This window comes from Halopseudomonas yangmingensis (assembly GCF_900114825.1).
Lineage (GTDB): Bacteria > Pseudomonadota > Gammaproteobacteria > Pseudomonadales > Pseudomonadaceae > Halopseudomonas > Halopseudomonas yangmingensis.
In genome coordinates, this window is the sequence record NZ_FOUI01000003.1 from 25,265 (window position 1) to 44,402 (window position 19,138).

17 protein-coding genes are annotated in these 19,138 nt (G+C 61.3%); 11 read left to right on the plus strand and 6 right to left on the minus strand.

Going from position 1 to position 19,138, the window contains the following annotated elements; translation table 11 throughout:
* From miaA to BMZ23_RS04310, 8 genes are all read left to right on the plus strand, one after another.
* On the plus strand, positions 1–987 hold the full coding sequence (miaA, locus tag BMZ23_RS04275) for a tRNA (adenosine(37)-N6)-dimethylallyltransferase MiaA (RefSeq protein ID WP_093473206.1): 987 nt from the start codon (positions 1–3) through the stop codon (positions 985–987).
* A 111-nt stretch (positions 988–1,098) separates the two neighbouring features.
* The gene (gene hfq, locus BMZ23_RS04280) at positions 1,099–1,350 is read left to right on the plus strand and encodes an RNA chaperone Hfq (RefSeq protein WP_093473208.1); all 252 of its coding nucleotides are present in this window, start codon (positions 1,099–1,101) and stop codon (positions 1,348–1,350) included.
* Between the two features lie 14 nt (positions 1,351–1,364).
* The gene (hflX, locus tag BMZ23_RS04285; RefSeq protein WP_093473210.1) at positions 1,365–2,666 is read left to right on the plus strand and encodes a ribosome rescue GTPase HflX; all 1,302 of its coding nucleotides are present in this window, start codon (positions 1,365–1,367) and stop codon (positions 2,664–2,666) included.
* A gap of 102 nt (positions 2,667–2,768) precedes the next feature.
* Positions 2,769–3,962 carry an FtsH protease activity modulator HflK gene (gene hflK, locus BMZ23_RS04290; RefSeq protein ID WP_093473212.1) on the plus strand — a complete coding sequence of 398 codons (1,194 nt, stop codon included), beginning with the start codon at positions 2,769–2,771 and terminating at the stop codon, positions 3,960–3,962.
* On the plus strand, positions 3,962–4,831 hold the full coding sequence (gene hflC, locus BMZ23_RS04295) for a protease modulator HflC (RefSeq protein ID WP_093473214.1): 870 nt from the start codon (positions 3,962–3,964) through the stop codon (positions 4,829–4,831). The genes hflK and hflC overlap by 1 nt, the downstream gene beginning before the upstream one ends.
* A gap of 141 nt (positions 4,832–4,972) precedes the next feature.
* Positions 4,973–5,158, plus strand: a complete 186-nt coding sequence (locus tag BMZ23_RS04300; RefSeq protein WP_093473216.1) for a DUF2065 domain-containing protein — start codon at positions 4,973–4,975, stop codon at positions 5,156–5,158.
* Between the two features lie 30 nt (positions 5,159–5,188).
* The gene (locus BMZ23_RS04305; protein WP_093473218.1) at positions 5,189–6,376 is read left to right on the plus strand and encodes an ATP phosphoribosyltransferase regulatory subunit; all 1,188 of its coding nucleotides are present in this window, start codon (positions 5,189–5,191) and stop codon (positions 6,374–6,376) included.
* Positions 6,377–6,421: 45 nt separating this feature from the next.
* Positions 6,422–7,711: an adenylosuccinate synthase gene (locus BMZ23_RS04310; RefSeq protein ID WP_093473220.1), complete on the plus strand. Its 1,290-nt coding sequence runs from the start codon at positions 6,422–6,424 to the stop codon at positions 7,709–7,711.
* A gap of 57 nt (positions 7,712–7,768) precedes the next feature.
* Here BMZ23_RS04310 and BMZ23_RS04315 read toward each other — a convergent pair whose 3' ends face one another.
* A complete protein-coding gene (locus tag BMZ23_RS04315; protein WP_143069561.1) occupies positions 7,769–9,268 on the minus strand; it encodes a hypothetical protein in 1,500 nt (499 codons plus the stop codon).
* Between the two features lie 212 nt (positions 9,269–9,480).
* On the opposite strand from BMZ23_RS04315, the gene serB reads away from it, so the two are divergent.
* On the plus strand, positions 9,481–10,707 hold the full coding sequence (serB, locus tag BMZ23_RS04320; protein ID WP_093473226.1) for a phosphoserine phosphatase SerB: 1,227 nt from the start codon (positions 9,481–9,483) through the stop codon (positions 10,705–10,707).
* 6 nt (positions 10,708–10,713) lie between these two features.
* Here serB and BMZ23_RS04325 read toward each other — a convergent pair whose 3' ends face one another.
* The 3 genes from BMZ23_RS04325 to epmB form a co-directional block, all read right to left on the minus strand.
* On the minus strand, positions 10,714–12,786 hold the full coding sequence (locus BMZ23_RS04325) for an EAL domain-containing response regulator (RefSeq protein ID WP_093473229.1): 2,073 nt from the start codon (positions 12,784–12,786) through the stop codon (positions 10,714–10,716).
* A 48-nt stretch (positions 12,787–12,834) separates the two neighbouring features.
* A complete protein-coding gene (locus BMZ23_RS04330) occupies positions 12,835–14,622 on the minus strand; it encodes a hypothetical protein (RefSeq protein WP_093473232.1) in 1,788 nt (595 codons plus the stop codon).
* 124 nt (positions 14,623–14,746) lie between these two features.
* Positions 14,747–15,769, minus strand: coding sequence for an EF-P beta-lysylation protein EpmB (gene epmB, locus BMZ23_RS04335; protein ID WP_093473235.1), 1,023 nt, complete (start codon positions 15,767–15,769; stop codon positions 14,747–14,749).
* A gap of 77 nt (positions 15,770–15,846) precedes the next feature.
* Between epmB and efp the strand changes: the two genes are divergently transcribed.
* Both efp and epmA read left to right on the plus strand, forming a co-directional pair.
* The gene (gene efp / locus BMZ23_RS04340; RefSeq protein WP_093473238.1) at positions 15,847–16,416 is read left to right on the plus strand and encodes an elongation factor P; all 570 of its coding nucleotides are present in this window, start codon (positions 15,847–15,849) and stop codon (positions 16,414–16,416) included.
* A gap of 62 nt (positions 16,417–16,478) precedes the next feature.
* The gene (gene epmA / locus BMZ23_RS04345; protein ID WP_218143564.1) at positions 16,479–17,444 is read left to right on the plus strand and encodes an EF-P lysine aminoacylase EpmA; all 966 of its coding nucleotides are present in this window, start codon (positions 16,479–16,481) and stop codon (positions 17,442–17,444) included.
* A gap of 8 nt (positions 17,445–17,452) precedes the next feature.
* Here the strand turns inward: epmA and BMZ23_RS04350 are convergent, their stop codons facing one another.
* Entirely contained in the window at positions 17,453–18,265 is an 813-nt protein-coding gene (locus BMZ23_RS04350) for a M48 family metallopeptidase (RefSeq protein WP_093473241.1), read from the minus strand.
* Positions 18,266–18,337: 72 nt separating this feature from the next.
* Positions 18,338–18,994 (minus strand): SOS response-associated peptidase, encoded by a 657-nt coding sequence (locus BMZ23_RS04355; protein WP_093473244.1) that lies wholly within the window; start codon positions 18,992–18,994, stop codon positions 18,338–18,340.
* Positions 18,995–19,138 lie beyond the last annotated feature (144 nt).

The following is a 19,138-nucleotide window of genomic DNA, read 5'->3' on the forward strand; positions in this document are numbered from 1 at the left end:
ATGGACGCGGATCTGCAGCCCACGGCGAAGCCACCGGTGATATGCCTGATGGGGCCAACTGCCGCCGGCAAGACCGATCTGGCGTTGTATCTGGCCGAACGTTTGCCCTGTGAGCTGATCAGTGTCGATTCGGCGCTGGTCTATCGGGGTATGGATATTGGCACTGCCAAGCCGGATGCGGCCACCTTGCAGGCTTTTCCGCACCATTTGGTAGATATTCTCGATCCCGCCGAGGCCTATTCGGCGGCGCGTTTTGTCAGTGATGTCGAGCCGCTGATCAGTGATATTCACCGGCGTGGACGCATCCCGCTGCTGGTTGGCGGCACCATGCTCTACTATCGGGCCTGGTCGGCCGGGCTGGCGAGCATGCCGGCGGCCGATCAGGCCCTGCGTGCCAGTCTCGAGTTGCGCGCGGCGCAGCAGGGCTGGCCGGCTCTGCATGCGGAGCTGGCGGCAGTCGACCCGGAGGCGGCGGCACGTATCCATCCGAACGACCCGCAACGCATCCAGCGCGCATTGGAGGTCTATCTGCTCAGTGGTCGGCCGCTGAGCGTCTGGCACGCGCTGCAGCGCGAGGAAAATGTTTCGGTGGGCACAGGCGACGGCGGCAATTTGCCGTATACTGTGCGCTGGTTGGCGATAGCGCCAAATGAGCGTCAGGTGCTGCATCAGCGGATTGCCCAGCGTTTTTCGCTGATGATCGAGCAGGGATTTGTTGACGAAGTCGAGCGTTTGTATGCCCGTGGCGATCTGCATCCGGGGCTTCCATCCATTCGCGCAGTGGGTTACCGGCAGGTATGGGATTATTTGCAGGGGAACCTCTCGCACGAGGCGATGGTCGAACGGGGCGTGATTGCCACCCGGCAGCTGGCCAAGCGGCAGTTCACCTGGCTGCGCGGCTGGCTTGCGCCTGTCGACTGGCTCGACAGTCTGGACTCGCGGCGCTTTGACAACGCCTTGAAAGCGCTGACGGATATCACCATATAGACGGAGTCGGGGCAGTACCAGTCGCGGATGGCGAAGAGTGGATTGGCTGCTATGCTCTGTGCGAGCAAAACAATTTAATGCGGGTTACCGCGTCCATTAAGGAGTGAGGCAATGTCAAAAGGGCATTCTCTACAAGACCCTTACCTGAACGTTCTGCGCAAGGAACGTGTCCCGGTATCCATTTATCTGGTCAACGGCATCAAGCTGCAGGGCCAGATCGAGTCTTTCGACCAGTTTGTCATTCTGCTGAAGAATACTGTCAGCCAGATGGTCTACAAGCATGCCATTTCCACCGTGGTTCCCGGTCGCCCAGTGCGTCTGCCGGCACAACCTGGTGAAGAAGACGAGGCACCCGACGCCTGATGATGGAGGCCTGATTGTTTTTCGAGCGCCATGAAGGAGGTGAGCGGGCACTGCTGGTTCACCTCGAAGGGCTGGACGAGCAGACGCGTGAAGATGCTGACGAGTTCCTCGAACTGGTTCGTTCAGCCGGTGCCGATGTCGCCGGCTTTGTCACTGTCACCCGCCATCATGCCAGTCCCAGGTTCCTGATCGGGGCCGGAAAGGTTGAGGAGCTGGCTGCCCTGGTGGCGGCCGAGCAGGCCGATGTGGTGATCTTCAACCACACCCTGACGCCCAGTCAGGAGCGCAACCTCGAGCGCGAGTTCAAGTGCCGGGTGATTGACCGTACCGGCTTGATCCTCGATATTTTTGCCCAGCGTGCACGCACCCATGAGGGCAAGCTGCAGGTCGAACTGGCCCAGCTTGAGCATCTGAGCACCCGTCTGGTACGTGGCTGGACTCACCTTGAGCGGCAGAAGGGCGGTATTGGTCTGCGCGGTCCGGGGGAAACCCAGTTGGAAACCGACCGCCGCTTGTTGCGTGCACGGATCAAGCAGATCACCAAGCGACTCGAGAAAGTCCGCAGCCAGCGTGAGCAGGCGCGACGCGGTCGCCGCCGGGCGGAAATTCCGGTGGTGTCGCTGGTCGGTTATACCAACGCCGGCAAGTCGACCCTGTTTAATCGCCTGACCGAGTCGGCGGTGTATGCCGCCGATCAGCTGTTTGCCACCCTTGACCCGACCCTGCGGCGTATTGAGCTGCCTGACATAGGTCCGGTGATTGTCGCCGATACTGTGGGGTTTATCCGGCATCTGCCGCACAAGCTGGTTGAGGCCTTTCGTGCCACGCTGGAGGAATCCAGTCAGGCCGATCTGCTACTGCATGTGGTGGATGCCGCTGATCCCGAGCGTCAGGCGAATATCGAACAGGTGCATCTGGTGTTGGGTGAAATCGGTGCCGACCAGTTACCGATGCTGGATGTCTACAACAAGATTGACCTGCTCGAGGCTGTCGAGCCGAATGTTCAGTCCGATGAGTCCGGTTGTCCGGAGCGGGTCTGGCTGTCGGCGCAGCAAGGGCAGGGAATGGATTTGCTGGGTCGGGCGATTGCCGAACGGCTTGGCGAGGACATGCTGCAGCAGCAGGTGGTGCTTGGACATGATCAGGGCCGGTTGCGTGCACAGTTCTACGCTGCCGGTGCAGTGCTTGGCGAGGCAATGACCGAGGATGGGCGCCAGCAACTGGAGCTGCGTTTGCCACGTAGCGATTTCAATCGCCTGCTCAAGCGGGCGGGGCTGCAACCCGAGCAATTCCTTGAGCAACATGTTTTGCAATAATGCCTGGCCCGCTCGGTCGCGCGTTATTCGGCAATTGCGGTAGGATGGCAGCATCTTTTTTGCCGATCGGCAAATGTGAGTCAATCAACAACGGAGAAGGCTATGGCCTGGAACGAGCCTGGTGGCGGCAATAATTCGAACAACCAGGACCCCTGGGGAGGCGGCGGTGGCGGTAAGCGCGGCGGCGGCAATCAGGGACCACCGGACCTGGACGAGGCCCTGCGCAAACTGCAGGACAATCTGAACAAGATGTTCGGTGGCGGCAAGCGCCGCAACGATAACGGTGGGCCGCGCAATATCGGCGGCGGTGCGGGCATTCCCAAGGGTGTCTGGGGGCTGGGTGGTCTGGCCCTGCTGGTGTTCTGGCTGTTCAACGCCGTGTATATGGTCGACGAGCAGGAGCAGGCAGTGATTCTGCGTTTCGGTGAATACCACCGTACCGTGGAGTCGGGCCTGCATCTGTATCTGCCGCCTATCGAGCGCAAGTTCCAGCGTAATGTGACCCAGGTGCGTTCCTACCGTCAGGCGGGCCAGATGCTCACCGAGGACGAGAACATCGTCGAGGTGCCGCTGGCGGTGCAATACCGTATTTCCAACCTGGAGAACTTCGTGCTGAAGGTCGAGGACCCGGAAACCAGTCTGCGCCATGCCACCGAGAGTGCCCTGCGGCATGTGGTGGGTTCCACCTCGATGCACCAGGTGCTGACCGAGGGGCGTGAGCAGATGGGTGTCGAGGTGACCGAGCGTCTGCAGCGTTACCTGGATCTGTACAACACCGGGATTACCGTGGTGCAGGTCAATATCGAAAGCGCCCAGGCCCCGGGTGAGGTGCAGGATGCCTTCGATGATGTGATCCGTGCCCGTGAGGACGAGGTGCGTGAGCGCAATCAGGCGGAAGCCTACGCCAACAGCGTGATTCCGGAAGCCCGCGGTCAGGCCCAGCGCCTGCTGGAAGAGGCCAATGGTTACCGCGACGAGGTGGTGGCGCGGGCGATGGGTGAAGCTCAACGCTTCAACTTGCTGGTCGAGCAGTACCAGTTGGCGCCTGGGGTGATGCGCGAGCGTATGTATATCGAGACGCTGCAGGAAGTGCTGAGCAATACCAGCAAGATCATGGTCTCCGGTGGTGAGGGCAACAATAACCTGCTGTATTTGCCGCTGGACAAGCTGATGCAGCAGTCGGGCGCGCCTGCGGCTGGCGGCAGCTCTGCTACTGCGGGAACTTCCGGCGATGCTCTGGGGCGCCTGCCGGCCCAGCTGCAATCACGTGATCTGCGTTCGAGGGAGAGCCGCTGATGAGCAACAAGATGGTTTTCGGGTTGATCGTGGCGCTGGTGGCGTTGGCGGTCGGATGGAATTCGTTTTACGTGGTCAGCCAGACAGAACGCGGCATAGTGCTGCAGTTCGGTCGGGTGGTGAAGGATGATGTGCCGCCGGGGCTGCACTTCAAGTTGCCCTTTGTGCAGGAAGTCCGGCTGTTTGATGGTCGCTTGCTGACCCTGGATACCGCGACCCAGCGTTACCTGACGCTGGAAAAGAAGGCGTTGATGGTGGATTCCTACGCCAAATGGCGTATCGCCAATGTGCAGCGCTTCTACACCGCCACTTCGGGCTTGCGCAGCATTGCCGAGGAACGCCTGTCGCGCCAGCTGGAGTCCGGCCTGCGCAACGAGGTGGCGCGGCGTACCCTGCATGAGGTGGTATCCGGTGAGCGTGATCAGTTGATGGCTGACATAACCGCCACTCTGGATGCCAGCGCGCAGCGTGAGCTGGGTATTGAGGTGCTGGATGTGCGGGTCAAGGCCATCGACCTACCGCGTGAGGTGAACCGCAGCGTATTCGAGCGGATGAGTACCGAGCGTGAGCGTGAGGCGCGCGAGCATCGCGCCAAGGGTCGTGAGCTGGGCGAGGGTATCCGTGCCGATGCTGATCGCCAGCAGCGGGTGATTCTGGCCGAGGCGTTCCGTGAGGCCGAGGAGATTCGCGGTGACGGTGACGCGGCCGCAGCTGCCATTTATGCCGAGGCCTATAACAAGGAGCCGGAGTTCTACTCCTTCTACCGCAGCCTGCAGGCCTATCGCGAGAGCTTTACCAGCAAGTCGGATGTGCTGGTGCTGGATCCGCAGAGCGACTTCTTCCGCTACCTGCAAAATCGCAGCAACTGATCTGTCCGCCGTTCGGCTGAGCCGCTGGCAAAGCGGCTTTGGCCGACGGAAAAACGTGTTACACTTGCGCAGCCGGGAGGAATCCCGGCTTTTTTGTGACTGCTGCCGGCTGTAAGTCGGCAGCATGGCTGCGGGGGCCGCATGTGGCAGGAACTGGCAATTGCCGTCTGTCTGTTGCTGGTGCTGGAGGGGCTGATGCCCTTTCTTGCGCCGCGATACTGGAAACGCATGCTGGCGAGCGTCGCCGCCATGGATGAACGCAGCCTGCGCGTGGCCGGGCTGATCGCCATGCTGACGGGTACCGGCCTGCTGTACCTGATCCGCTGAGCGTGCCATCACCATAGACAAGGTAGTGTTATGCCGACTGTAGACCGCTGGCTGTTGCCGGATGGGATTGACGAGGTGCTGCCAGCCGAGGCCGCGCGTATCGAATCCGCCCGACGCCGGTTGCTGGACCTGTTCTCCGCCTGGGGCTATGACCTGGTCATCACCCCGCATATCGAATACCTCGAATCCCTGCTGACCGGCACCGGACATGATCTGCAACTGCAGACTTTCCAGGTAATCGATCAGCTGTCCGGGCGCATGCTCGGATTGCGTGCCGATATCACGCCACAGGTGGCGCGGATTGACGCCCATACGCTCAAGCGTGATGAACCCAGCCGTCTTTGTTACTGCGGCAGTGTGTTGCATACCCGTCCGCGTCCGCTGTCAACTGCGCGCAGCCTGATCCAGTTGGGCGCCGAGCTCTATGGCGATGCCTCCAGTGCCAGCGATATCGAGATCATCAGCCTGATGCTGGAGACTCTGGCAGTGTGCGGCGTGCCGGATGTGCATCTGGATATCGGTCATGTCGGTATTTACCGTGGGCTGGTACAGGCCGCCGGCCTGGATGAGGCCACCGAACAGGCGTTGTTCGATGCCCTGCAGCGCAAGGCACTGGACGAGGTGCAGACGCTGGTTGCCGGTGTAGGCCAGGGACAGATTGCCGCGATGCTCTGCAGTCTGGTGGATCTGGCCGGTGACCGCAGTGTGCTGGATCGTGCCCATGCCTTGCTGGATGGCGCTCCGGAGATGGTGTTGGCAGCGCTGGATGATCTGGCTGAAGTCTCTGCCGCGCTGCAGTCGGCCTATCCACACATTCCGCTGTATTTCGATCTGGGCGAGTTGCGCGGCTACCATTACCACACCGGTATGGTGTTTGCTGCCTTTGTTCCCGGTGCTGGCCAGAGTATTGCCCAGGGCGGCCGCTATGACGAGATCGGTCGTGACTTTGGCCGCGCGCGCCCGGCCACCGGATTTTCCACCGACATGCGACTGCTGGTCGAACGTGGCCACTGCGAATCGCCTGCGCCTGAGAGTATCTGGGCGCCACAGACGACCCAGCCCGGACTGCTGCAGGCTATCCGTGAGTTGCGCGCGCGCGGCGAACGGGTGATTGCTGCGCTGCCGGGCCAGCCCGACAGTGCAGCGGCGATGCATGGCTGCACGCGGATGCTGCGACTGATTGACGGGCACTGGCAGGTGCGTGAACTGAATTCCTGATTGTTGGCCGCAAGGCCGGTTATTTCTCAACGAGGCAAGACACACATGGGCAAGAACGTTGTCATCCTGGGTACCCAGTGGGGCGATGAGGGCAAGGGCAAGATCGTCGATCTGCTGACCGATCAGGTATCGGCAGTAGTGCGTTACCAGGGCGGGCACAATGCTGGTCACACACTGGTGATCGATGGCGAGAAAACCGTGCTGCACCTGATCCCCTCCGGCATCTTGCGCGAGGGCGTGATGTGTTACATCGGCAACGGTGTGGTGCTGTCCCCGGAGGCGCTGCTGAAGGAGCTCAAGCAGCTGGAAGCGCGTGGTGTACCGGTGCGTGAGCGCCTGCGTATCAGTCCGGCCTGTCCGCTGATCCTGCCCTATCATGTGGCGCTGGATCAGGCTCGCGAGAAGGCCCGTGGCGAGGCCAAGATAGGTACCACTGGTCGCGGTATCGGCCCGGCTTACGAGGACAAGGTGGCACGCCGCGGTCTGCGGGTAGCTGATCTGTTCCACCGTGAGCGTTTTGCTGCCAAGCTGGGTGAGGTGCTGGATTACCACAACTTTGCCCTGCAGCATTACTACAAGGTTGACCCGATCGACTTCCAGAAGACGCTGGATGAAGCCATGGAATTTGCTGACTGGCTGCGTCCGCTGATGACCGATGTCACCGCGCGCCTGCATGAACTGCGCCGCGAGGGTGCCAATATCATGTTCGAGGGTGCCCAGGGGTCGCTGCTGGACATCGACCATGGCACCTATCCGTTCGTTACCAGTTCCAACACCACGGCCGGCGGGACTGCCACCGGTTCGGGTTTCGGTCCGCTGTATCTGGATTATGTGCTGGGTATCACCAAGGCCTATACCACCCGCGTGGGTTCCGGTCCCTTCCCCACCGAGCTGTTCGATGAGGTGGGTGCTCGTCTGGCCGAACGCGGTCACGAGTTCGGTTCGACCACCGGGCGTGCGCGCCGTTGCGGCTGGTTCGATGCGGTAATCCTGCGCCGCGCCATCGAGATCAACAGTATCAGCGGTCTGTGTCTGACCAAGCTGGATGTGCTGGACGGTCTGGAAGTGATACGTATCTGCGTCGGTTACCGCAATGCCGATGGTGCGGTGATCGAAGCGCCGACCGATGCCGACAGCTATATCGGCCTGGATCCTGTGTACGAGGAAATGCCCGGCTGGAGCGAGTCGACCCTGGGTGCCCAGACCATGGAGCAACTGCCGGAGAATGCGCGGGCCTATATCCGCCGTATCGAGGCGTTGGTGGGTGCACCTATCGATATCATCTCTACCGGTCCTGACCGTAACGAAACCATCATTCTGCGTCAGATGTTCTGATCTGAATGGTCCAGCAAAAAGGCGCCCGCAGGCGCCTTTTTGCTATGCAGCCTTTGTCTAGCCGCGCCGTTCGCGGTAGAGCTGGTTAATCTGGCGCTCAAGGGCACTTTGCCAGGGCTCGCGCAGGCGTTCGACGCAGCGGACTTCCGGTTGGCTGGCCAGGCGGCGGGTGGCGGCGCGCTGGGCCAGCAGGCTGCTGGCAGCCAGTTCGGCGTCCAGCAGCAGCAGGTTACGGCTGTGCTCCAGCTGGGTAAGGGCTGCTGTGAGTGTTTCATCCTGTTCCAGTGGCAGGCCGGGCTGGTTCATCGGGCTGCTGCCGTGGCCCAACACCAGTTGCAGGTTAAGCGTGATGCCGGTGTCGGCGATTTCGATCTGCAGGTCGTGAGCCAGCACCCGTAGCAACTCGCCACAGCACAGGGCGTGTGTCAGCTCGTCCTGGTTGCAGGTGGCGGCATGGAACAGCAGAACGGCGGTGCCGTCATGCAGTGTGTGCTGCTCACCGCGGTACAGCTGGCAGGCACGTTCCAGATGATGGCGGTAGCGCTCAAGCAGGCCGAGTAGCCGTTCGCGAGAGAGCCTGCGCAGGGCTTCCTGGTTGCCGATACGCACGCAGAGCATGGCAGTGTCGGTGGCAGATTCAATAGCTGCTTCAGGTGTCCCGGCTTCCTGAGAAACATCCTGTGCGGTATCGAACGGTTCGCTCCCGGTGGTTTGCGGTCCGGGTTGGTCCGGTGCGACTGTCTTGGCATCCGGCGGATCGATCGCTTGCAGACCGTCTACTGGTATGTCATCCGCATTCAGTTCGTCGTTTTCCTGTGAATCCGTGTGCAGCACGGGTTCCGGCTCCGGTTGGGGTTCGGGTTCTGGTTCAGGTGGCCCGAAGCGCTGGTTGAGGCGTCTGGCAAGAACACCGAACTCGTCATGTCGTTGCAGCCCGGGAGCTCTGGACTGTTCGGGATCCCAGAGGCCAAGCGCTTCGAGCAGCGATTTCTGGCTCTCGGCCAGACGCCATGCCAGCAACAGGGCTGCTGCCAGCACAATCAGCCATAGCTGGAAGAGTCCCGAAAACAGTAGCTCTGTTGTGCTGCGCCAGGGCTCAGCTGCCAGTGATAGTTGTAACTGCCCAAGGCGGGTGTCGTTGGTATTGATGTCTGCGCTAAAGCGCCCCTTGCCAGGAGGTAGTTGCTCTTCTGACGGGCGCTGGCCAGCTTCGGCAATAATACGCTGCTCGGGGTTGCTGACGCTGGCATGGATGATCAGCGGGTTCTGCTGCCACTGTGCCAGTTGCAGGTTAAGGCTCAGGTGGTCGCCTGCCTTGAGTGGTTCTGCGAGAGTGCCCGCCAGTTGCCGGGCCAGTTGCTGGCCGACAGCGTCGACCTGTCTGGCCTGTTCAGCCGGGGCGCTGAGCATGGCATACCAGAGCAATCCACCAAGCAACATCAGCATGGGCAGCATAACCAGTAGCAATAGACGGCTACGCAGTGTCAGGCTGTGGTTGCGCCAGGCGGCATAGCCGCGCAAATACAGGTTTTCAGTGGGTTCTTCGGGCGGATTCAAGTCGGATTCCGGATTTGGCAATGGGGTGGCGGACTGCAGGCTGGCTCCTTCCATGGTGACAAGGCAAGCGGACTGCGGCATGCGTCGAGTATAGCCATTCGCTGGTGACGACAAAAGCGCCGGCCGGCGTTCGGCCCGATTGCCGGTGCGAGCTGCACAGTCCGTCCGCCAGCGGGTAGAATGCGCTGAATCCGATCTGTTGGAGCCTTGCCTTGAAGGAAATTGTCCTGATCAACATAACCGGGCCGGACCGCCCCGGGCTGACTGCCGCGATTACCGGGGTACTGGCGCGTGCACGGGTGAATATTCTGGATATCGGACAGGCTGTCATCCACGACACCCTGTCGTTCGGCATTCTGGTCGAAATGCCGGACCAGGCCGGTATGTCGGATGTGCTCAAGGATGTGCTGTTCCGTGGTTACGAGTTGGACCAGCAGGTGCGCTTTACGCCGGTGTCGGCAGAGGAGTATCGGCGTTGGGTGACGGGGCAGGGCAAGTCGCGGCATATCGTTACGTTGCTGGCGCGGCGTATTACCGCTGAGCATATTGCCAGGGTGAGTGAGATTACTGCGCGTTTCTCTCTGAATATCGATCATATCGATCGCCTCTCCGGGCGCATTCCGGAAGGGCTGCCGGCCGATCAGGGCAAGGGCTGCGTAGAGTTTTCCGTACGTGGCGAGCCGGCCGATGCAGCGGCGCTGCGCGCAGAATTTTTGGCTATCGGTCAGGAGCTGAACGTCGATATCGCCTTCCAGCAGGACAGCCTGTTCCGTCGTAACCGGCGTCTGGTGGTGTTCGATATGGATTCCACGCTGATTGATGCCGAGGTGATTGATGAGTTGGCCAAGGCTGCTGGCGTTGGTGAGCAGGTGGCGGAAATTACCGAGCGGGCGATGCGTGGCGAGCTGGATTTCAAGGCCAGTTTCCGCGAGCGCATGGCGCTGCTCAAGGGGCTGCCCGAGGATGTGCTGCAGGGGATTGCCGAGTCGCTGCGCCTGACCGAGGGCGCGGAAACCCTGATAGCCCAGTTGCGTCGGCTGGGATACAAGACGGCGATCCTGTCCGGCGGTTTCAGTTATTTTGCCGAGCGGCTGCAGCAACGCCTGGGTATTGATTATGTGTATGCCAATACGCTGGAAATCGTCGATGGCAAACTGACCGGGCGTGCAATCGAGCCGATCGTCGATGGTCAGCGCAAGGCCGATCTGCTGCGCGAACTGGCGGCCCGTGAGGGGATCAGTCTTGAGCAGACCATAGCAGTGGGTGATGGTGCCAATGACCTGCCGATGCTGTCGATTGCCGGGCTGGGGGTGGCTTTCCGCGCCAAGCCGCTGGTCAAACAGTCGGCCAAACAGGCAATTTCTACCCTGGGGCTGGATGGCATTCTCTACCTGCTCGGGTTCCGGGATCGCGATGGTTGCGAGCTGGAACCCGAGTGATCTGACTTATTCGGCGCTGAAGTCGAACGTCATGGTCGGCATCGGGGGTTGCAGGTAGCTGCCCTGGATGTAATTGATGCCGGCCTGCCAGAGCGTGGGCATGGTCGAGGCGCTGTCAACTCCGGGGACTATGCACAGCTTGCCCAGTTTGTGCAGGCTGCTGACCATCTCCTTGAGTGTCTGCACGGCTTCCGGGTTCCCCAGGTCATTGCTGAACGAGCCTTCCAGGCGCAGGTAGTCAGCCTGAACATGCTTGAGCAGCGCGTAGGGATTCAGTGCGCCACCAAAGTCGCGCAGTGACAGGCGGCAATGCAGCGTATGCAGTGCGTCGCTGAAGGCTTTGGCCTGTTTCATGTAGGTGGTGGCGTCGTTTTCACTGAATTGCAAAATCAGGCAGTCCGGTGGCAGGCGGATCTGTTTCAGTTGCTCAGCCAGCCATTGCAGCAGTTGCGGGTCCTGCAGGCTGGAGGCGTTGAGGTTGATCAGCAGGCGGGTGTCGTGCCCCTTGCCACGCTGTACAGCCAGTTCACGCAGGCCGCGCTCCAGCTGCCAGCGGTCAAGCTTGAGTGCCAGCCCCGCCTCGGTGGCGGCTGGCAGGTATTCGCCGGGGGGGACTGCCTTGCCTTCGGCGTTGAGCAGCTCCAAAAAGCATTCGTAGTGTTCGCTGCTGTCACCTTGCAGGCTGACTACCGGCTGGTACATCAGCCGCAGGTTGTCAGTCTCGATTGCATGGCTGATCAGGGCTACCAGATTGCCGCGGCTGGCCTGGCGTGCCAGTTCTTCGACCGGGTCAAATACCTTGAGCCGGTTGCCGCCATCCTGGACACACTGTTCGGACAGGCGCAGTACCCGGTTGATGGCTTCGGCCGGTTGCGGGCAGGTCTCGCTGATGGCGGCAATGCCGATGCTGGCGGTAATCTGTACGGTACGGCCACTGATATCGAAGAGGTGGCCTTCAATCTTTTTGAGCAGTTGTTGAAGTTGCGGCGCTACCCGGTCAGGCTCGCTGTCGGCGACCCACAGGCTGCAGGAGTCGTCGCCGAAACGGGCCAGCAGGGTATTGTCACTGGCCAGTTCGTTGCGTAGCAGCTGAGCCAGATCGGCCAGCAGCAGGTCGGTGCCGCCAAGACCAATGCTGGTCTGCAGGCTGTTGAAATTGTCGATGCTCAGATAGGCGAGGGTGCCAAAGCGGCCCTCGCGAACCACCTGTTCGCTAAGGGTTTCGAGTTTTTCCTGGAAAGCATTGCGGTTGAGCAGTCCGGTAACCAGATCCTGGCTGGCCATCTGGCGCAGCTTTTCCTCGAATTCGGCGCTGGCGGTTTCCTTGCGAATAACGACCTGGGTGCAAGGCTCACTGTCGTAACTGGCCGGTGAGAAGCTCATGCGCATGGCGAATTCCTCGCCGGTGGCGGTCTGACCTTTGCACTGCATTTCGTTATCGCCGCCCCGACTGGCGTAGTCACGCAGGAATCCCTTGAAACCGGCTTGGTCGGCTGCAGCCACCAGGCCGATCATGGGTTCGGCGGCCAGCTCGTCGGCATCTTCGTAGCCGAACAGTTCCAGATAGGCGCGGTTGGCGTAGATGTGCATGCCGTCATGCACGTAGGCGATGGCATCCACCGAGCTGTCCAGCAGCAGCTGGCAACGTTTTTCGGTTTCACGTAATGACTGCTCGGCAATACGGCGCTGGCGGCGGGCTTCAAGACTGGCCAGCTCGCGGTTGACAACCAGTACCAGCAGACTTTCTGCGCTGACCGGAACAGCATCCTGCATACCCTGGCGCAGGGCATCGATCCGGGTTTGTTCGTCGACCGCTTCCGGTAACAAGATAAAGGGGATGTCCCGTGACTGGCGGGCTATCTGGTTGCAGGCGTCGGCTGCACTGATAAAGCTGGTTTGCGGGACGGCAAGACACAGGTCCCAGTTTTGTTGCAGAGACTGCTGCAGGTCATCCACCGAGGTGATGCGGTGGGCACGGGTGGCGTGACCGGCATTGCGCAATACGCTGACCAGTTGCTCAGCATCGTTTTGCGAATCATCGAGGATCAGCAGGCGTATGGTGTTTTTTTCTTTGGCCATGGTGTCCTTCTGCGTGGCGCGTTTCTCTGTTCCCTGGGGGGCTGCAATCTACAGCGACTTCCAAAGTGAGTCAAAGTCGTCATCACCGGCAATTTGCAGGCCACTGCCGGTGGTTTCCTTGCGCGTCTGATCTCCGGGGCTGGCAGACTGTTCTAGTACCTTGTACTCGAATTGGGTGAAGCTTCCGGTGGCGGCCATGCGCGCGGTCAGTTGCATGCGTGTTTCCTGGTTGCCCTGCATCACCATTACCTTGCTGTTTAGCTGGAACGGCATGCGTGGCGTAATCAGGCTGGCAGGGCGATCAATGGCGCGGATTTCCGGCAGCATCAGGGCGCGAAGGTACTGGCTGGGCTCTTCAGTTTTGCGCAGCAGTTTGGCGGCGCAGGGCGTGCAGTGCGGTGCTATCAGTTCAATACCCATTTGTGTGCCGCCGCCGCGAACCTGACGGATCCAGCGTGCTACAGCCAGACTCCAGTCGCTTTCGCCGGCTTCGCGTACGCACAGCAGTTCACCAGCTTGCAGTTGGCGGGGGACTTCGCGCGGCCAGCTCAGGCAAAAACCGCCCGGGCTGTGATTGACGATCGGCAAGCTGTGAACCGGGTAGATGCTGATGTCTTCCTCTTGTTCATGGGTTTTGCCGGAATAGTCGATGGTTTCGACGCTGGCTGTATGCCAGTCGATCTTGCTGTCGCCATCAAAGGCGTTGCTCCAGCCTTCCTGTCGATTGCGCAGGGCCTTGTCGCTGAACGGGTTGGCATGGGTTTCGTCGGCATCAATAAAACGCACGAAGCTGACGCCACTCAAATGGTAGTGGCATGCACTCATGCCGATGCTCAATTCCAGTTTTCCGCGACCGGGCACCCGGCTGAAGCTGCGTTCGGCAAGATTTCCCCAGGAGTGGCTGAGATGCTGGATGATTTCCAGGCCGAGGGTTTTGGGGACCTGAATGTCCGAGTTATCAGTTTCGTCCAGCAGGTGATGCTTCAGCGCATCCACCAGGCCGCTGGTATCCAGCCCCAGACTGTTGTCCAGGGTTTCCCCCTGCACAAGCGAGCGATAGCGGGGCGGACAGTCAAGCAAGGGGTTGATGATGAACAGCGCTTCAGGGTCATCTGCAGTGGTCAGGCGTACATGCCCGGCCCAGGAATCCAGCGCACGGTAGAGTTGTTCCAGGCTGCTCTGACGGACCTGGTTCGGGCGCGAACAGCCAAGCAGCAACGCGACCAGGTAACTGTGCTCGGGAGTCAGGCTGCGCCCGGCAAGGCTCAGACTGTCATTAACCGGTTGCTGGTGCAGTTTGTATTCGCGCGAGATCTGATAAAGCAGGTGCAGTTCAAGCCAGAGACTGTCGCTAACCGGACAGTACAATTGGTAGGCGCGCAGCAAGGGGCCGCTCAGGCAGCGGATGCCGCGCTGCAGGGCAGTTGCCAGTAGCCGGCCATCCTTGTTGTTGCGGCTTGCCATGGACTGGCTGACGAGGATCTTGTAGCCGCTGGCCAGATGGTTTTCCAGTGCCTGGCACAGGTTGGCGACCTTGCGCGGCTTGTCTTCCAGAACGATGGAGTGTCCCAGATAATGCCGCGCCAGTGCCTTGCAGACGAAGTCGACATCGTGGCGAACCAGTTCGAGCATGGCCAGCCGGCGTTCAGGTGTTGTCTGCAGCTGGTTCAGCTCGATCATTCCCTGATACAGCTGGCGGGCGGTTTCACCTATGTTGGCCTTGGGCAGACTGCCAAGCCACTGGGCGATGCCCTTTTCGCTGGCCTCGGCAAAGCTCAGGCGAGCGAGCGTCTGTTGGGGGATGCGCAATGCGGCGTGGGCTGTTCTGCTGTCCATGAGTCAATTGTCCAATGCGGTTCAGGGCAGATCCCGGCAACGTCTCTATACGGGGCGTTGGCTTAACGAGCAGAGCATAGCAGTAGATATCGCACTGGTCACTTGGTGTAGCTGCTGTCTTTGCTCAATCGGGCAATGCAGTGGGGATCGGCGTCTTGCCAGGGCGTTCGGGGACTTCGCGAACCAGTCGGGGCACGAGGTAACCGGGTAGTCGCGCCAGCATCTGCCCGTGCAGTGCAGTGGCCTGCGCATCGCTGACCTGGAAATGCGCGGCGCCCTGTACCGGATCAAGCTGGTGCAGGTAGTAGGGCTGTATGCCCAGATCACCCAGTCCTTCGCACAGATCCAGCTGATCCTGCAGTTGCTCGTTGACGCCGCGCAGCAGTACCGCCTGGTTGAGTACGTTGATGCCGGCGCGGCGCAGGCGGGTGCAGGCCTGCTGCAGCTCGGCGGACAGTTCGTTGGCGTGGTTGCAGTGCAGTACCAGGGTCAGCGGCAGACGGGTGCCGGCCAGCGCCTCGATCAGTTCATCGGTAACCCGCTGAGGAATGACCACCGGTAGCCGCGTGTGTACGCGCAACCGGCGCACGTGGGGGATGGCGGCAATTTGCCGGGTAAGCCAGTGCAGGCGCTTGTCGCTGGCGGCCAGTGGGTCGCCGCCGCTGTAAATGACTTCACGGATGCTTTGATCCTGGCGGACATAGTCGAGGGCCTGATCCCATTCGCTGCTGCTGAGGTTGTTGTCGTCATAGGCAAAGTGTCGACGGAAGCAGTAGCGGCAGTTCACCGCGCAGCCCCCGCTAACGATCAGCAGCAGCCGCCCGTGGTACTTGTGGATGATGCCGGGGCGCGCGTTGCTGTGCTGTTCGGCCAGCGGATCGAGCAGGAAGCCGGGTTGCTCCTCAAGTTCGCTGGCGATCGGCAGTACCTGGCGCAGCAGCGGGTCATGCGGGTCGCCCTTGCGCATCAGCGACAGGTAGTGTTCCGGTACCCGCAGGGGAAAATCGCGGCTTGCCGCCAGGCCGGGCTCCAGCAGGGCCGGATCCAGTTCTAGGCGTTGCAGCAGCAGGGGCAGGCTGGTGATGCTGCCGGCCAGCTGGGCCTGCCATCCGACAGACTCAACAGGCGTCGCAGTTCCATGTATCATTGGCGTTTTTCCGCGCAAGGGTGGCAGTGCATCCGGGCGCGATTCCGGATCTACCGACAACTGACAGTGGGAAATGTATGGCCAGCTATTCTACCAACGAATTCAAACCGGGTCTCAAGGTGATGCTCGATGGTGACCCCTGCTCGATCCTTGAGAACGAGTACGTCAAGCCGGGCAAGGGTCAGGCCTTCAACCGCGTCAAGGTGCGCAACCTGAAGACCGGTCGGGTCAACGAGCGTACCTTCAAGTCGGGCGATAGCCTGGAAGGCGCCGATGTGATGGACCGGGAAATGGAATACCTGTACGCCGATGGCGAGTTCTGGCATTTCATGGCCACTGACGGTTCCTTCGAGCAGGTGGCTGCCGACGAGAAGGCGGTGGGTGATTGCAAGCAATGGCTGAAGGAGCAGGTGATCTATCAGGTGACCCTGTTCAATGGTGCGCCGATCGCTGTCAGTCCGCCGAACTTCGTTGAGCTGGAAGTGGTCGAGACCGATCCGGGCGTGCGTGGTGATACCTCCGGTGGTGGTACCAAGCCTGCTCATCTGGTAACCGGTGCAGTGGTCAAGGTGCCGCTGTTCATCAATACCGGCGATATTCTCAAGGTCGATACCCGCAGCAGCGAGTATGTGGGCCGCGCCAACTGAGTTTTTGGTGACTCAATCAACCGGGGCCTTGGGCCCCGGTTTGCGTTTTGGGGATTATATCCATGAATGACTGGCAGCCCACGGCGAGCATCGACAACCTGCGGCGGCGCGCCGCTATCATCCGGCAGATCCGTGACTTCTTCGAGCAGCGCGGGGTGCTGGAGGTGGATACGCCGAGCCTGTCGCCGGCGGCGGTGAGCGATCCGCAGCTGTTTCCCTTCGTTACCTCGTACCTGCCGGAAGGCGCGCCTGCCGAGGCGGCGCAGCAGCTGTTTTTGCATACCTCGCCGGAATACCCGATGAAGCGCCTGCTGGCGGCTGGCAGCGGGGCTATCTGGCAGTTGTGCAAGGTCTATCGCAATGGCGAGACCGGCGGGCGTCACAATCCCGAATTCAGCATGCTTGAGTGGTATCAGCCGGGCTTTGACCATCACCGCTTGATGGATGAGCTGGATGAGCTGGTCAGGCTGGTGCTCGGCACTCTGCCGGCGCGGCGGGTCACCTATGCGGCGCTGTGCCTGGAGTGGTTGGGGCTGGATATCCATAGCTGTTCGTTGCAGGACTTGCAGGCGCTGGGGCGCGAGCGATGTGGTTTTGTCGGTGAGCTGGAACGGGACGGCTGGCTGAATCTGCTGTTTTCCCACTGCATTGAACCTGAGCTGCAGGCACCGACCCTGGTGTATGCCTTTCCGGCGTCGCAGGCGGCGCTGGCGCGGGTGGTCGAAGGTGATGACGCGGTGCCGAGTGCGGCGCGCTTCGAGTTGTTTGTGCGCGGCATGGAGTTGGCCAACGGCTATTTCGAACTGACTGATGCCGGCGAGCAAGCCCGGCGTTTTGCTGCTGACCAGCGTCAGCGCGAGGCCATGGGGTTGCAGGCGCTGCCGCAGGATCTGCGGTTGCTTGAGGCGTTACGCAGTGGTCTGCCGGAATGTGCCGGTGTGGCGCTGGGGGTGGACCGGCTGGTGATGCTGGCGCTGGGCGCCGAGCGGATTGACCAGGTGATGGCCTTTCCGCTCAGTCGCGCCTGAATGGTTCCCTAACGCCGTGCCGCTTCGTAGAGCGGTTGTACGCGGGGAATGGTGGCCTGCAGGTTCTGGATACGGCCGCTGGAGGACGGGTGGGTGCTGAGGAAGGCGGGCGGTTGGCCTTGTGAGGCGCTGCCCATCTTCTGCCACAGGCTGACGGCGGCCTGTGGGTTGTAGCCGGCACGGGCGGCGAGTTCCAGGCCGATCAGGTCGGCTTCGGTTTCGTTGGCGCGGCTGTTCGGCAGGTTCAGACCGTATTGCACAGCCATGTCGGCCATTTGCTTGCCACCTTCGCCAAGGCCCAGCAGGGCGCCGGCCACCGAGGTGCCCAGCTGGGTGGTATAGGCGCGTGAAATGGCCTCGCGGCCGTGCTCGCGCAGGGCATGGGCAATTTCATGGCCCATGATCTGGGCGATTTCGTCGTCGGTCAGCTTCAGTTTTTCGACAATCCCGGTGTAGAACAGGATCTTGCCGCCGGGCATGCAGCTGGCGTTGAGCTGGTCGTTCTTGATCAGGTTGACTTCCCAGGCCCAGTTCACGGCGTCGGGGCGGAAGTGCACAACCTGGGGAATCAGGTCGTCGGCAATGCGGCGCAGGCGCTTGAGCATGGCGGCGTCGGTATTCAGCACTTTTTTTGCACGTGCTTCCTCAAGCATCTTGGCGTAGGACTCGGCAGCCATACGGTCGACTTCGGCGCTGGACAGGGCGCTGAACATGAATTGCTGACGCTGTACGCCGACGGCACCACCCTGGGTGGTCTGAACGGTTTCACAGCCGACCAGCAGCAGGCTGCATAACAGGGTGGCAGAAGCAAGCAGTCGCATGGTGGGAGTCCTTTCTGGGTATAGAGGAGGCGCGAGCATAGCCCCGGACAGTTGATCAGACAATCCCGGCGTTCAGGGGTTCCGCGGTCGGCGCAGGAGGGGGCCGGTCGGACTGCAGCACTGGGGGCCCTGGCGTGCCGGGTCGCTGGTTGACGGGTGAACCGGGTGCGCGATGTCGGCAGTGTGGCGGCTGTTGAGCAGCAGGGTCTGCAGTGCTTGCGGGGTGTTGCCGCTGGCCAGCCAGAGAGAGCAGCCGGCACTGTCCAGGCTGGCCGGCATGCGTGTGGCAAGGCTGGCGGCCAGATCAAGGGCAGGGACGCTGATCAGCGCGCAGCTGTCCCAGAAAGTGCGGTCGTCCAGTTGGTAGCGTTCCCACAGGCCGGCCAGCATCAGCTGTCCCTGCTCGGCCCGCAGATACCAGGGGTGGCGTCTGCCATTGCGCTCGGCCCACAGATAATAGCCATCCACTGGTATCAGGCAGCGCCGCTGTTCAAGTGGCTGGCGCAGCATGGGTTTGTCCTGCAAGTGCTCAGCCTGCACGCTGAAAGGGGCCCGGCTCAGGTCTTTCAGCCAGCCGGGCGTGAGCTTCCAGAGCACACGGGCGTGCTGGGTCTTGCCGGCTTCGCGGCGCAGAATCATCAACTGCTGCCCCGGAGACAGGTTCCAGCTTGGCTGCCAGTCCGCCAGCGGCGTTGCCGGCGGTGTAAACTGCACCAGACGTCCGCTCATGGTTGCAGTTTTCCGGTGCGTGGGCAGTGTTGCAAGGTCGGCATCGGCAATCCGTTGGCTGGAGGGTGACTGCAGTGTACCTGCATGCGTCTTAGCGGCAAATCCGCAGCGTATGTGGCGCTATTATTGTAGCGGCGGGTTGCT